Origin of the sequence: Mesorhizobium qingshengii, assembly GCF_027563465.1 — a bacterium.
GTDB classification, from domain to species: Bacteria; Pseudomonadota; Alphaproteobacteria; order Rhizobiales; family Rhizobiaceae; genus Mesorhizobium; species Mesorhizobium qingshengii_A.
In genome coordinates this window covers 162,902-178,076 of the sequence record NZ_JAPFQA010000004.1, presented here as the reverse complement: position 1 = coordinate 178,076, position 15,175 = coordinate 162,902, and the positions used below count along the sequence as shown (strand labels likewise).

General features: G+C 63.5%; 10 protein-coding genes. 4 read left to right on the top strand and 6 right to left on the bottom strand.

The window, feature by feature from the left end; all coding sequences use genetic code 11:
* Positions 1–84: 84 nt before the first annotated feature.
* Both mfd and OOJ09_RS12080 read right to left on the bottom strand, forming a co-directional pair.
* Positions 85–3,582: a transcription-repair coupling factor gene (gene mfd, locus OOJ09_RS12085; protein WP_269905433.1), complete on the bottom strand. Its 3,498-nt coding sequence runs from the start codon at positions 3,580–3,582 to the stop codon at positions 85–87.
* Between the two features lie 13 nt (positions 3,583–3,595).
* On the bottom strand, positions 3,596–3,898 hold the full coding sequence (locus OOJ09_RS12080) for a succinate dehydrogenase assembly factor 2 (protein ID WP_269905432.1): 303 nt from the start codon (positions 3,896–3,898) through the stop codon (positions 3,596–3,598).
* Positions 3,899–3,990: 92 nt separating this feature from the next.
* Between OOJ09_RS12080 and recG the strand changes: the two genes are divergently transcribed.
* Positions 3,991–6,099 carry an ATP-dependent DNA helicase RecG gene (gene recG / locus OOJ09_RS12075; protein WP_269905431.1) on the top strand — a complete coding sequence of 703 codons (2,109 nt, stop codon included), beginning with the start codon at positions 3,991–3,993 and terminating at the stop codon, positions 6,097–6,099.
* Here recG and OOJ09_RS12070 read toward each other — a convergent pair.
* Positions 6,051–6,809 (bottom strand): DUF502 domain-containing protein, encoded by a 759-nt coding sequence (locus OOJ09_RS12070; protein WP_269905430.1) that lies wholly within the window; start codon positions 6,807–6,809, stop codon positions 6,051–6,053. The genes recG and OOJ09_RS12070 overlap by 49 nt on opposite strands.
* A 77-nt stretch (positions 6,810–6,886) precedes the next feature.
* A complete protein-coding gene (glmS, locus tag OOJ09_RS12065; RefSeq protein WP_269905429.1) occupies positions 6,887–8,710 on the bottom strand; it encodes a glutamine--fructose-6-phosphate transaminase (isomerizing) in 1,824 nt (607 codons plus the stop codon).
* A 225-nt stretch (positions 8,711–8,935) separates the two neighbouring features.
* Between glmS and OOJ09_RS12060 the strand changes: the two genes are divergently transcribed.
* A complete protein-coding gene (locus OOJ09_RS12060; protein WP_269905428.1) occupies positions 8,936–9,304 on the top strand; it encodes an ADP-ribosylation/crystallin J1 in 369 nt (122 codons plus the stop codon).
* A gap of 3 nt (positions 9,305–9,307) precedes the next feature.
* Here OOJ09_RS12060 and glmU read toward each other — a convergent pair whose 3' ends face one another.
* Entirely contained in the window at positions 9,308–10,681 is a 1,374-nt protein-coding gene (gene glmU, locus OOJ09_RS12055) for a bifunctional UDP-N-acetylglucosamine diphosphorylase/glucosamine-1-phosphate N-acetyltransferase GlmU (protein WP_269905427.1), read from the bottom strand.
* 178 nt (positions 10,682–10,859) lie between these two features.
* Complete coding sequence (locus tag OOJ09_RS12050) at positions 10,860–11,606, bottom strand: cytochrome c biogenesis CcdA family protein (RefSeq protein ID WP_269905426.1); 747 nt, start codon at positions 11,604–11,606, stop codon at positions 10,860–10,862.
* Between the two features lie 178 nt (positions 11,607–11,784).
* Between OOJ09_RS12050 and OOJ09_RS12045 the strand changes: the two genes are divergently transcribed.
* Positions 11,785–12,162: a hypothetical protein gene (locus tag OOJ09_RS12045; protein ID WP_269905425.1), complete on the top strand. Its 378-nt coding sequence runs from the start codon at positions 11,785–11,787 to the stop codon at positions 12,160–12,162.
* A 368-nt stretch (positions 12,163–12,530) separates the two neighbouring features.
* Complete coding sequence (gene topA / locus OOJ09_RS12040; RefSeq protein WP_269905424.1) at positions 12,531–15,173, top strand: type I DNA topoisomerase; 2,643 nt, start codon at positions 12,531–12,533, stop codon at positions 15,171–15,173.
* The last annotated feature ends 2 nt before the right edge of the window (positions 15,174–15,175 follow it).

The following is a 15,175-nucleotide window of genomic DNA, read 5'->3' as shown; positions in this document are numbered from 1 at the left end:
CCCTGCGCTTCAGTTACTTTTGCCTTTCAACAAATCCCAGGCAGTCGAAGGCCACCTTTCCATCGAAAGGCGCCAGCCATGATACTACGCGGCCTTCTCCACCAGCCGCGCCAACTGCGTCATCACCACCGCCGAACCCGCCAGGCGCTTCTCGGCCGTTGGCCAGTCGCGCACGAACACGACGCTGTGGTCCGGCCTGATCTTGGCCAATGACCCCTGCTCGCCGATGAACCGGACCAACCCGACCGGGTTGGAGAATTCGCGCTTGCGGAAATGGATGACGACGCCCTTCGGCCCGGCGTCGAGCTTCTCGACATTGGCCTTGCGGCAGAGCGCCTTGATGAAGACGATCTTGAGCAGGTGCTTCACCTCTTCCGGCAGCGGGCCGAACCGGTCGATCAGCTCGGCGCCGAACGCATCGATTTCCTCGGTGTTTTCGAGATCGCCGAGACGGCGATAGAGCGCCAGCCTGAGCTGCAGGTCCGGCACATAGCTTTCCGGGATCATCACCGCAGTGCCGACGGCGATCTGCGGCGACCAGCCGCCATCCTGGACTTCGCCGGAATCCTTCACCTCCGCGACGGCCTCTTCAAGCATCTGCTGGTAGAGTTCGAAACCGACCTCCTTGATATGGCCGGACTGCTCTTCACCCAGCAGGTTGCCTGCACCTCTGATATCGAGATCGTGGCTGGCCAGCTGGAAGCCGGCACCCAGCGTGTCCAGCGACTGCAGCACCTTCAGCCGGCGCTCGGCGGTGTCGGTCAGCTTGCGGTTGGCCGGCAGCGTGAACAGCGCATAGGCGCGCACCTTCGAGCGGCCGACGCGGCCGCGCAGCTGATAGAGCTGTGACAGGCCGAACATGTCGGCGCGATGGATGATCAGCGTGTTGGCGGTCGGGATGTCGAGGCCGGACTCGACGATGGTGGTCGACAGCAGCACATCGTACTGACCGTCATAGAAGGCATTCATGATGTCGTCGAGTTCACCCGGCGGCATCTGCCCATGGGCCACCGCGACCTTCAGCTCGGGTACGGATTCCCTCAGAAAATCATGGATTTCCGCCAAATCGCTGATGCGCGGAACAACGTAGAAGGAATGGCCGCCGCGATAGCGTTCCCGAAGCAGCGTCTCGCGGATCACCAGCGGATCGAAGGGCGAGATGAAGGTGCGCACCGCCATGCGGTCGACCGGCGGCGTTGCGATCAGCGACAGTTCGCGCACGCCGGTCAGCGCCAGTTGCAACGTGCGCGGGATCGGCGTCGCCGACAGCGTCAGCACATGGACATCGGTTTTCAGGTCCTTCAGCCGTTCCTTGTGCTTGACGCCAAAGTGCTGCTCCTCGTCGATGATCAGCAGGCCGAGATTCTTGAACGAGATCGCGGAACCGAGCAACGCGTGGGTGCCGATGACGATGTCGACCTGGCCCTCGGCAATGCCCTTCTTGGTTTCGGCCAGTTCCTTGGCGCCGACCAGCCGCGAGGCCTGGGCGACGCGGATCGGCAGGCCGGAAAAGCGCTGCGAGAATGTCTTGAAATGCTGGCGCGACAAAAGCGTGGTCGGCACCACCACCGCCACCTGGAACCCTTCCATCGCCGCGATGAAGGCGGCGCGCAGCGCCACTTCGGTCTTGCCAAAGCCGACATCGCCGCAGATCAGCCGGTCCATCGGCTTGCCGGCGCCAAGGTCGTCCCGAACCGAGTCGATCGCCGTCTGCTGGTCGTCGGTCTCCTCATAGGGGAAGCGGGCAGCGAATTCGCCATAGAGGCCCTCCGCCGGCACCAGCGCCGGTGCGGCGCGCATCTGCCGTTCGGCGGCGATGCGGATCAGTTGCCCGGCCATGTCGAGCAGGCGTTTCTTCAGCCGCGCCTTGCGCGACTGCCAGGCGCCGCCGCCAAGCTTGTCCAGCGTCGCCTCGGCCGAATCCGAACCGTAACGCGACAGAAGCTCGATGTTCTCGACCGGCAGGAACAGCCGGTCGTCGCCAGCATAGTGGATTTCCAGGCAGTCATGCGGTGCGCCCACAGCTTCGATGGTGCGCAGGCCGATGAAACGGCCGATGCCGTGATCGGCGTGGACGACGATGTCGCCGGCCGACAGCGCCGAGGCTTCGGCAATAAAGTCCGAGGCGCGCTTCTTGCGCTTCGAGCGGCGGATCAGCCGGTCGCCGAGAATGTCCTGTTCGGCGACGACGACCAGTCTTTCGGTCTCGAAACCGGATTCCAGCGGCAGCACGGCAAGGGCCGCCTGCCCAGGCTCAAGCTTTTCCGCCTCCGCCAGCGTTGCGACTTGCTTGAGATTGCCGAGATGGTGCTCGGCAAGGATCTGGCCGAGCCGGTCGAGCGAGCCTTCGGTCCAGCCGGCAATGACGATCCGGCGGCGCGCCGCGCGTTCGTCGGCAATATGCCTGACGACGACGTCGAAGACATTGACGTTCGGATCGGCGCGCTCCTCGACGAAGCTGCGGCCGTGGCGCGAGCCGGCATGAAAGACCTTTTTCGCGCCGGCATCAGGCGCGTCGAAGGGCGTGAAGTCGATCGCTTCGCGCGGTCCAAGCGAGGCGATCAGGTTTTCTGGCGAGAGATAAAGCAGGTCCGGCGGCACCGGCTTGTAAGGCACGGCATCCTTGAGCGCGCCGTCGGCCTGCTTCCTGCGCGCTTCGTAGTGATCGAGGATCAGCGTGTGGCGTTCGGCGAGCGCTTCATGCGCCAGATGGTCGAAGACGACAGGTGTATCGGGCAGGTAGTCGAACACGGTCTCCAGTCGCTCGTAGAAGAACGGCAACCAGTGCTCCATGCCGGCGAAGCGCCTGCCCTCGCTGACCGCCGCATAGAGCCCGTCGTCGCGCTGCGGCGCGCCAAAGGCTTCGATATAGGAGCGGCGGAAGCGGCTGATGGTTTCGGGCGTCAGCGCCACTTCGCTCATCGCCTGCAGCGCCATCGACTTGCGCTGGCCGGTGGTGCGCTGGGTGGCGGCATCAAAGACACGGATCGATTCCAGCGTATCGCCGAAGAAATCAAGCCTGATCGCTTCAGTCCAACCGGGCGCGAACAGGTCGAGAATGCCGCCGCGCACCGCGAATTCACCGATGCCCCGCACGGTCGGCACCCGCTCGAAACCGGACGTCTCCAGCCGCGACACCAGTGCGTTCATGTCGATCTGGTTGCCTTGCCTGGCATGGAAGGTCTGGGCCTCGACCAGCCCGGCCGGCGGAATGCGCTGCAGCAGCGCATTGGCGGTGGTGAGGATGACGGCGCGATGTGGCTTCTTCGCCAGCGCGATCATGGCGGTCAGCGCATCGAGGCGCTTGGCGGCGGCGTCCGAGCCAGGCGAGACGCGGTCGTAGGGCAGACAGTCCCAGGCCGGCAGTTCCAGCACCGGCAGTCCGGGTGCCGCGAAGGACAGCGCCTCGATGATCGCCGGCAGGCGCTGGCCGTCGCGCGCCACGAACAGGACCGGCTTGTCGGGCGCGATCTCGAGTGCTGCCTGCACCAGCGCGAAGGCCTCATAGCCATCGGCGACACCGTCGACTATGAACTGGCCGGCGCGCCCTTTCGGCAGGCCGATGGTGGGGATGAGGCTCATGAAATCACGTCGTTCAGAATGTCATGGAGTGGCGGAAAGCCAGGATCTTTTGCAGGACGGCACAATCAACGTCCGCCGGGACTGGGAGTTCGCCGGTGACCATGGGCAGGAATTCGGTGTCGGGAATGTCGAGGAGCCTCTCATATTGGTCGATCTCCTCGCTGGTCAAGGCGCCGATTTCGGCGTCGGCGAACGTGCCGAGGATCAGGTCCATCTCGCGCAGGCCGCGATGCCAGGAGCGAAACAGCAGCTTGCGGCGACGGGCATCGAGCCCCTCGCTTGCCAACCCGGCACTTGATCTCGTCGTTCCGGTCATTGTGCCGCATCCTCGCTTGCTGCGGCGCATATAGCGTGGATAGAAGGTGCTGTCAGCCTTGCGCTGTGGCCGTCGCGACATAAGCTGACATCATGCGTCCTTCCCTGCTCGACCCCTTGTTCGTCCCGATCACCTCGCTTGCAGGCGTGGGCCCGAAGGTTGGCGCGCTGATCGAGAAGGTCGTCGCCGTCGATCTCGGCGATCGCGCGGCGCGTGCCGGCGACCTTCTGTTCGTGCTGCCGCACACCGTCATCGATCGCCGCAACCGCCCGGGCATTGCCGGTTCGGCCGAAGGCGCGATCGTCACCCTCGACGTGCGCATCGACCGTCATCAGCCGCCGCCGCGCGGCAACAGGTCGGTGCCATACCGGGTTTATGCCCATGACGACACTGGCGAGATCGCGCTAACCTTCTTCCATGCTCATGCCTCTTATCTTGAAAAGGCGATGCCCGAGGGTGAGCATGTCGTGATTTCCGGCCGCATGGAATGGTTCAACGGCCGCCCGACCATGGTCCATCCCGACTATATCGCGCTCGCAAGCGAGGCGGAGAGCCTGCCGCTCGTCGAACCGGTCTATCCGCTCACCGCCGGGCTCTCTGGCAAGGTGCTGCGCCGGGCGATCGGCCAGGCGCTCGCGCGCTTGCCTGTATTGGCCGAATGGCAGGATGGCGCGTTCATGCGCCGACAGAGCTTTCCGGCCTTTGGCGATGCGCTCGCTCGCATCCACAATCCGGCGGACCCGATCGATGTCTCCGTGGACGGTGCCGCCTGGCGGCGCCTTGCCTACGACGAGTTGCTGGCAGGCCAGGTCTCGCTGGCGCTGGTGCGGGCCAAAGTCCGCCGCCTGTCCGGGCGGCCTCTCATTGGCGACGGCCGCATTGTCGAAAGACTGCGCAAGGCCCTGCCCTATTCGTTGACGGCTGCCCAAGAATTCGCGCTTGCCGAAATAAATGCCGACCTCGCCGATCCCGAACGCATGCTGCGGCTGCTGCAAGGCGATGTCGGCTCCGGCAAGACGGTCGTCGCGCTGCTCGCCATGGCGCGCGCCGTCGAGGCCGGAGGCCAGGCAGCACTGATGGCACCGACCGAAATCCTGGCGCGGCAGCACCTGGCGACGATCGCGCCTCTTGCCGCCAAGGCCGGGCTGCGGATCGCCATCCTGACCGGCCGTGAAAAAGGCCGCGAACGCACCGACGCGCTGGCTGGTCTGGCGAGCGGCGAGATCGACATCGTCGTCGGCACCCACGCGCTGTTCCAGGAGACGGTGATCTTCCACGACCTGGTCTTCGCCGTCATCGACGAGCAACACCGCTTCGGCGTCCATCAGCGGCTTGCCATCACCGCCAAGGGCGACGCGCCCGACATGCTGGTGATGACGGCCACACCCATCCCGCGCACGCTGGTGCTGACCGCCTTCGGCGACATGGATGTGTCGAAGCTGACGGAAAAGCCGACCGGCCGCCAGCCGATCCGCACCGTCACACTGCCCCTCGAACGGCTCGACGAACTGCTCGGCCGCATGGTTGAGGCCGTCGCCGGTGGCCAGAAGATCTACTGGATCTGCCCGTTGGTCGAGGAATCCGAAGAAATCAAGCTGATGTCGGCCGAGGACCGTTTCGCTTCGCTGAAACCGCTGTTCGGCGACCGCATCGGCCTTGTTCATGGCCGCATGAAAGGTGCCGAGAAGGATGAGGCGATGCGCGCCTTCAAGCAGGGCGAGACGCGCATCCTGATCGCCACCACGGTCATCGAGGTCGGTGTCGACGTGCCTGACGCCACTGTCATGGTCATCGAACATGCCGAACGATTTGGCCTCGCCCAGCTGCACCAGCTGCGCGGCCGCGTCGGACGCGGCGACATCAAGTCGTCCTGTGTGCTGCTCTACAAGGACCCGCTTGGCGAGACGGCCAAGCGACGACTGTCGGTGATGCGCGAGACGGAAGATGGCTTCATGATCGCCGAGGAGGATCTGAAGCTGCGCGGCGAAGGCGAGTTGCTGGGCACCCGCCAGTCCGGCACGCCGGGTTTCCAGGTGGCGCGCATCGAGGCGCATGCCGACCTTTTGGAGGCCGCCCGCGACGACGCGAGGCTGATCCTGTCCCGCGACCCGGAGCTGCAGTCCGATCGGGGCGCTGCGCTGCGCCTGCTGCTTTACTTGTTCGGCCGCGACGAGGCCGTGCGGCTCTTGCGCGCCGGCTGAGCCAAGGCGCCAACCGACGGGTTGGCAAGCACGCCCTCGATCGGCTCGCCATTCACGACAACCATTTTCGACTTGACCTCGGGCGCAACCAGCCCGGCGGACACGATCAGCTTTGCGCCGTCCTCGATCGTCATGTCGAGCAGCACGATGTCCGACTTCGGCACGTACATGAGAAAGCCCGTCGTTGGATTGGGCGTGCAGGGCATGAACACGGCGATCAGCGGATCGCCTTCCTGATCGAGCTTCTCATTGATCTCGGTTTCCTTCTCGCTGGCGACGAAGACCAAGGACCAGACGCCCTTGCGCGGATATTCGACCAACCCGACCTGGCGGAACATGTCGCCCTTGTTGGACAGCACGGTCTCGAAGATCTGCTTCAGCGAACCATAGATGCCGCGCACCAGCGGCATGCGGCCAAGCAGGCGTTCGCCAAAATTGACGATGGCGCGGCCGACGATGTTGGCTGCCAGGAAGCCGATCAGCGTGATCAGGATCAGGGCGACGATCAGTCCGAATCCCGGGACAGGAAACGGCAGATAGGAATCGGGGCTATAGCGTGCCGGAATGTACGGTTTTACCCAGGAATCGACCCAGCCGATGAATGACCAGGCGATATAGGCGGTGATCGCCAGTGGCGCGCAGACGACGAAGCCTGTGAGGAAATAGTTCCTCAGCCGGGTCATGCCGGAGGTCTTCGGAGCATCGGACATGGTCCACCGGGCGCAGGTTGCAACGCAACATTAGTGAACCGGAAGGCGCTTTGGAACTGCGAAGTTTTTAAAGGCGCCTATTCCACCGTCACCGATTTCGCCAGATTGCGCGGCTGGTCGACGTCGGTACCCATGAATACGGCGGTGAAATAGGCGAGCATCTGGATCGGCAGCGCGTAGATGATCGGCGAGATGATTTCGGGCACGTCCGGCAGCACGATCGTTTCCATCGTCTTCACGCTCGCAAGCGCCGCGCCCTTGCCGTCGGTGATCAGGATGATCTTGCCGCCACGCGCCGCCACTTCCTGCATGTTCGACACGGTCTTTTCGAAAATCCGGTCATGCGGGGCGATGACGATCACCGGCATGTTCTCGTCGATCAGCGCGATCGGGCCATGCTTCAACTCGCCCGCGGCATAGCCCTCGGCATGGATATAGGAGATTTCCTTGAGCTTCAGCGCCCCTTCCATGGCCAGCGGGAAATTGGTGTCGCGGCCGAGATAGAGCACATCGCTGTAGCGCGACAATTCCCGTGCGATCCGTTCGATCTGCTCTTCAAGCTTGAGCACCTGGTTGGCGTAGCGCGGCGCTTCCGAAAGCTCGCGCACCAGAGTTTTCTCCTGCTCCTTCGAAATCGTCCCGCGCGCCACGCCGGCACGCACGGCAAGCGAGGCCAGCACCGAGAGCTGGCAGGTGAAGGCCTTGGTCGAAGCGACACCGATCTCCGGGCCGGCCAAAGTCGGCAGCACGACGTCGGATTCGCGCGCCATGGTCGATTCACGCACGTTGACGACCGCGCCGATCTTCATCCCCGCCTTGCGGCAATAGCGCAACGAGGCCAGTGTGTCGGCGGTCTCACCCGACTGCGAGATGAAGAAGGCGGCATCGTCCGCAGACAGCGGCATCTCGCGGTAGCGGAATTCCGAGGCGACATCGATGTCGACCGGCAGCCGCGCATAGCGCTCGAACCAGTATTTGCCGATCAGGCCGGCGAGATATGCGGTGCCGCAGGCCGAAATCGCCAGCCGGTTGATCCTGGCAAAATCGAACGGCAGGTCAAGCGGCTTGCAGACGCCACCGACGAAATCCAGATAGTTCGCCAGCGTGTGCGAGATCACCTCGGGCTGTTCATGGATTTCCTTTTCCATGAAATGGCGGCGATTGCCCTTGTCGACCATGAAGCTGGTCGAAAGCGACTGCTGGCGTTTGCGGTCGACCTTTTTGCCGTCGATGTCGAAAATGATGACACCGTCGCGACGCACCACCGCCCAGTCGCCGTCTTCCAGATAGGTGATTGAATTGGTGAACGGGGCGAGCGCGATGGCGTCGGAGCCCAGGAACATCTCGCCATCGCCATGGCCGACAGCCAGTGGCGGGCCATTGCGCGCGCCGACGATAAGATCCTCGTCGCCCTTGAACATGATGGCCAGCGCAAAGGCGCCTTGCAGCCGCTTCAGCGCCTGGTGCGCGGCCTCGACCGGCTTCAGCCCCTTGGTCAGTTCGCGCGCCACCAGATGGGCGACGACTTCGGTGTCAGTCTGCGAGGAAAAACTGTAGCCGTCGCGGATCAGCTCGTCGCGCAGCTCGGCGAAATTCTCAATGATGCCGTTATGGACGATGGCGACGCCGTCGGAAAAATGCGGATGCGCATTGGTCTCGTTCGGCACGCCATGCGTCGCCCAGCGCGTGTGGCCGATGCCGATCGTGCCGTTGAGTGGCTCGTCCTTCAACTTGCGTTCGAGATTGATCAGCTTGCCCTCGGCGCGGCGGCGGGCAAGCTGGCCATGCTCGATGGTGGCGACACCGGCCGAGTCATAGCCGCGATATTCGAGCCGCTTCAGCGCATCGACGATGCGCGGCGCAACCTGCGAATGGCCGACGATTCCAACGATACCGCACATGCAGACAGCCCCGATTCCTTGCAGAAACCCAGCGCTATTTAGGGATCGCCGGCCTGCCGCGAAAGTCACATTGCATTTCGTCCCGTATCAGCCGGGATCGTCTCACACAGGCTCTATCATGACAGACTGCCCTTGCAATCCGGTTACTGAAATCATTCGCTTTATGGCCGCCGCCACTTAGGGCGGAGAGTTGCGACGCGCGAGCAAAAAGCTAGGATTGACAATATGAACGAAGCCATACCTGTCGTGACACTCTGGCGGCCAGTAGGGCCTGAAGAGCTCAAGCTCATCGAAATTTCGGAAATGCGGGCATTTCCGCCCCGCCTGCCCGAGCAGCCGATTTTCTATCCGGTCCTGTCGGAAGCCTATGCCGTGCAGATCGCGCGCGACTGGAATGTGCCCGCCAGCGGGGCAGGATTCGTGACGCGGTTTGACGTGCTGAAGAGCTTTCTCGACAGCTACCGGGTCGAGCACGCCGGCAGCAAGGCGCATCTGGAATACTGGATCCCTGCCGAAGACCTCGATGATTTGAACAAGGCCATCGTCGGCAAGATCGAAGTGACCGCCGCTTTCGGCAACGGCATAACCGGCTAATCGCTAGTGGTCGGCGCCAGCTTTCTTCTTCGCGGCCGCCGCCGCGGCAAACCGTTCGCGCAATTCCTTGCCTTTGCCTGGGATCGTCTTCTGGCGGGCGCGGCCGAAGGCCAGGGCATCATCGGGCACGTCTTCGGTGATGACGCTGCCCGAGGCGATGTAGCCGCCCTTGCCGATCGTTATCGGCGCCACCAGCGCGGAATTCGAGCCTATGAAAGCCCCTTCGCCGATGTCGGTGAAGAACTTCGAATAGCCATCATAGTTGCAGGTGATGGTGCCGGCGCCGATATTGGCGCCAGCGCCGACGCGGGCATCGCCGATATAGGTCAGGTGGTTGACCTTGGCGCCCTCCTCGATGGTCGCCTGCTTGACCTCGCAGAAATTGCCGACCTTTGCCTTTTGCCTGAGATCGGCGCCCGGCCTCAGCCGCGCGAACGGTCCGACGTCGCAGTTCGAGGCAATGGTGGCGCCTTCGATATGGCTGAAGGCGTGGATCTTGGCGCCCGTGGCGATTTTCACGCCCGGGCCGAACCAGACATTGGGCTCGACGATCGTGTCGGCGCCGATCTCGGTGTCGTGCGAGAAGAACACGGTCTCGGGCGCTATCAGCGTCACGCCCGACAGCATTGCCTCGTGCCGCCGGCGCTGCTGCCAGATGCCTTGGGCTTGCGCCAACTCGGCGCGGTTGTTGATGCCGAGCGCATTCTCGAAACTGGCTTCGGTGGCGACGACATCAAGGCCGTGCCCGCTGGCAATCCCGACGATGTCGGTGAGGTAATATTCCCCCTTGGCATTCTTGTTGCCGACCGCGTCGAGCAGCTCCAGCGCCCGGCCACCGGCCACCGCCATCAGCCCGCCATTGCAGAAGGTGATCTTCTTCTCTTCGTCGCTGCAGTCCTTCTCCTCGCGGATGGCGACCAGCTTGCCGCCCTTTTCGATCAGCCGGCCATAGCCGGTTGGATTGGGCGTGCGAAAGCCGATGACCGCCACGGCCGCGCCTTCGGCCAGTTTCAGCCGCGCCACGGTGAGCGCGCCCGGGTCGATCAGCGGCGTGTCGCCGAACATCACCAGGACATCGTCGTAACCCCTTGATATCGCTTCGCGAGCGGCAAGCACGGCGTGCGCGGTGCCGAGGCGCTTTTCCTGCACATAGGTCTCGGCGTCAGGCGCGAATTTTGCCGCGGCCTTGCGCATTTCTTCCGCCCCGTGGCCGATCACCAGCACCTGGTCGCCGGCACCGGCGGTTTCGGCGGCCTTCACGACATGGGCGACCATCGGCAGACCGGCGATCTGGTGCAGGACCTTCGGCAACGCGCTTTTCATGCGCGTGCCTTCGCCGGCGGCAAGGATGACGGACAGGCAGGTTCTCTGGCTCATGGAAGGACAACCATATGAAAAGGGTTGGGAATCAAGACAGGATAGCAGTGGCGCCATGCTGCACCAATGCGGTTAAATTCCGGTGAGATCGCGGAAACGGAATAGCAGCTGACTCTTGCTCAGCGGGTCCGTCGTTCAAGACTGGGGGCAAGCATGCGGTTTGTAGCCAGCCAAGGCCCTACCCCAGCCGCCCCAGCACCGGGAAATTCTCCAACAGCCAGTAGGACACCGTCTGCACGCCGCCGGTGAGGAAGAACACGCCGGCGACAACCAGCAGCGCGCCGATGGCCTTTTCGACGCGGCCGAGATGGACGCGGAATTTGCCGAGGAAGCGCATGAAGGCGCCGGAAAACAGTGCCGCGACCAGGAACGGGATGCCGAGGCCAAGCGAATAGGCGGCGAGCAGCAGCGCGCCCTCACCCACGGTTTCACGCCCGCCGGCCAGCGTCAGGATCGGCCCCAGCACCGGGCCGATGCACGGCGTCCAGCCGAAGGCGAAGGCCAGTCCCATGACATAGGCAGCAAGGGCATTTGCCGGCTTTCCCTGCGACTGGAAGCGCGCCTCGCGCGACAGCAGCGGAATGCGCAGGATGCCAAGGAAATTCAGGCCCATCAGGATGATGAGCACACCGGCCGCCATCGCCAGCGGCTCCTGCCAGACGCGTAGCCAATGGCCGATGGTCGAGGCGCCGGCGCCGAGCGCCACGAACACGGTCGAGAAGCCGAGCACGAAGGCGACCGATGAATAGAGCAGCGCGCCGCGCGTGCCTTCCCGAGCCGTCACGCCCGCATCGCCGCGAAAATCGTCGACCGAGACGCCCGCCATATAGCAGAGATAGGGAGGCACCAGCGGCAGCACGCACGGTGACAGGAACGAGATGGCCCCCGCCCCGACCGCGCTGACATAGCCGATGTCCAATGCCATTCCAAAACTCCGACTGTCCCGCCGCCGATATAGGCTCGACGCCGCTTCTCCACCAATCACCATTTTGTGGCAAGTCGTCGCTGCATGCTGAGGCCAGGGAAGAAAGGACCTGCGGCTGGCGTTGAGACAGTGAGGCCGCGATTTCCCGCGCCTCTTTGGAACATCCAGGGAGATCCCCATGAAAATCATAACAGTCGGGTTAGCCGCGCTTTTGCTCAGCACCGCCGCATCCTTCGCCGCCGACGCGTGGAAGGAAGCCGAGGTCGGTGGCACCAAGATCTACACCGACGCCAACGGCATGACCCTCTATACCTATGACAAGGACGGGAAGGGCAAGTCCAACTGCTACGACAAATGCGCCACCAACTGGCCGCCGCTGAAGGCCGAGGCTGGCGCCAAGGGAGATGACGAATGGAGCGTTGTCGACCGCACCGACGGCAGCAAGATGTGGGCCTATGACGGCAAGCCGGTCTACACCTTCGTCAAAGACAAGAAGGCCGGCGACATGAGCGGCGACGGCGTCGCCGACGTCTGGCACGTCGTCAAGGCCAACTAGGGCCCTCAATGCCAATTCCCGCCCGCCGGCGGGACATGCTGGTCGCCAGGCATCCCATGCAGCCGGCGGCCAGCTCTTGTTTGTCGACCATGTCGCCCGGTCCCGGCGCGGCATTCCGGCGGGTTTTCCGCGACTCGCCGTAAAATGAAACGGGTCGTTCCGGCGACTGGGGACCACCATCTCCATCAGCAAGAATTCTGTGATTTCCATCATACACTCTAAGAGTGTATTGCTACGGGCATCCCCGCAATTTGGGACGCTTCCCCTTGACCGGATGCAAAAGCGCAGCCATGTGAGCGACAAATAGAACGAGATTTCGTCGCGAGCAGCGGAATTCTTCTGCCGCATCACAGCTGATATGAGACCTCATGGACGTCGTCGTCGTCGAATCGCCGGCCAAGGCAAAGACAATCAACAAATACCTCGGCAAGAACTACAAGGTTCTAGCCTCGTTCGGCCATGTCCGCGATTTGCCGGCCAAGGATGGCTCGGTGCGTCCGGACGAGGATTTTGCCATGTCCTGGACGGTCGACACCGCCTCGGGCAAGCGGCTTGCCGACATCGCCAAGGCGGTCAAGGATGCCGACGGCCTGATCCTCGCCACCGACCCGGATCGCGAAGGCGAGGCGATTTCCTGGCACGTGCTGGAAGTGCTGAAGCAGAAGCGCGCGCTCAAGGACAAACCGGTCAGCCGCGTCGTTTTCAACGCCATCACCAAGTCGTCGGTGCTGGAAGCGATGGCCAATCCGCGCCAGATCGATGCGCCGCTGGTCGATGCCTATCTCGCTCGCCGGGCGCTTGATTATCTCGTCGGCTTTACGCTCTCGCCTGTGCTGTGGCGCAAGTTGCCGGGCGCCCGCTCGGCCGGCCGTGTCCAGTCGGTTGCATTGCGTCTGGTCTGCGATCGCGAATCCGAAATCGAGCGCTTTATCCGCGAGGAATACTGGCAGATCGCCGCCCTCCTCGGCACGCCGCGCAACGAGAATTTCGAAGCGCGGCTGACCGCCTTCGATCGCAAGAAGCTGCAGAAGCTCGACATTTCCAACAAGGCGCAGGCCGACGACATCAAGTCGATGCTCGAAGGCGCGACCTTCAAGGCGGTGTCGGTGGAAGCCAAGCCCACCAAGCGCAATCCCGGTCCGCCCTTCACCACCTCGACACTGCAGCAGGCCGCCTCATCAGGTCTCGGTTTTTCGGCCAGCCGCACCATGCAGGTGGCGCAGCGCCTTTATGAAGGCATGGAGATCGGCGGCGAAACCACCGGCCTGATCACCTATATGCGAACCGACGGCGTGCAGATGGCCCCCGAGGCGATCTCGGCCGCCCGCGACGCCATCGCCAAGGAGTTCGGCCCGAAATATCTGCCGGAAAAGCCGCGCCAATATACCGCCAAGGCCAAGAATGCGCAGGAAGCGCACGAAGCGATCCGCCCGACGGATTTCATGCGCACCCCGGCATCGGTCAGGCAATATCTCGATTCCGACCAGATGCGGCTCTATGAGTTGATCTGGAAGCGCGCCATCGCCAGCCAGATGCAGCCGGCCGAGATCGAGCGCACCACCGCCGAGATCGAGGCGGTCAATGGAACCCGCACGGCGGAACTTCGCGCCATCGGCTCCGTCGTTCGCTTCGACGGCTTCATCGCCGCCTACACCGACCAGAAGGACGACGATTCGGAGGACGAGGAGAACCGTCGGCTGCCGGAGATCCGCGCCGGCGAGCAGCTTGCGCGGCAGGCGATCAACGCCACCCAGCACACCACCGAGCCGCCGCCGCGTTATTCGGAAGCCTCGCTGATCAAGAAGCTGGAAGAGCTCGGCATTGGCCGACCTTCCACTTATACGGCGATCCTGAAGACGCTCGAGGACCGCGACTACGTCACCATCGACAAGCGTCGGCTGGTGCCGCAGGCCAAGGGCCGGTTGCTGTCGGCCTTTCTCGAAAGCTTCTTCAAGCGCTATGTCGAATACGACTTCACCGCGTCCCTCGAGGAAAAGCTCGACGAGATCTCGGACGGCAAGCTCGCCTGGAAGGACGTGCTGCGCGACTTCTGGAAGGATTTTTCCGGCGCCGTCGGCGACATCAAGGAACTGCGCGTCACCGACGTTCTCGACGCGCTGAACGAGGAACTGGCGCCGCTGGTGTTCCCCGCGCGGGAAGACGGCTCGAACCCCCGCATCTGCCCGAAATGCGGCACCGGCAATCTGTCGCTGAAGCTCGGCAAGTTTGGCGCCTTTGTCGGCTGCTCGAACTATCCCGAATGCTCCTTCACCCGTCAGCTCGGCGACGCCGCCAATCCCAACGGCGAGAACGGCGGCGGCGAGGACGGCACCAAGGTGATTGGCAAGGATCCGTACACATCAGAGGAAATCACGCTGCGCAGTGGCCGCTTCGGCCCCTATCTGCAGCGCGGCGACGGCAAGGAAGCCAAGCGCTCGAGCCTGCCCAAGGGCTGGACACCCGATTCGATCGATCATGAAAAGGCGCTTGCCCTGCTGTCGCTGCCGCGCGATGTCGGCCAGCATCCAGAAACGGCCAAGATGATCTCGGCCGGGCTCGGCCGCTATGGTCCGTTCGTGCTGCATGACGGCACCTATGCCAATCTCGACAGCATCGAGGATGTGTTCTCGATCGGCCTCAATCGCGCCGTGTCGGTGATCGCCGAGAAGCAGTTGAAGGGCAAGGGCGGCCGCAATGGCGGCACACCGGCGGCTCTCAAGGAGCTTGGCGACCATCCCGACGGTGGCGGCAAGATCGTCGTGCGCGACGGCAAATACGGACCATACGTGAATTTCGGCAAGGTCAACGCCACACTGCCGAAAGGCAAGGACCCGCAATCGGTGACCATCGAGGACGCGCTGGCGCTGATTGCCGAGAAGGAAGCCAAGGGTGGTGGCGGCAAGAAGCCGTTCCGCAAGGCCGCGGCGGCGGCCAAGGCGCCTGCAACCAAGAAGGCGCCTGCAACCAAGAAAGCGGCGGCCAAGAAGCCGGCCGCGAAGAAAAAAGGATAGGT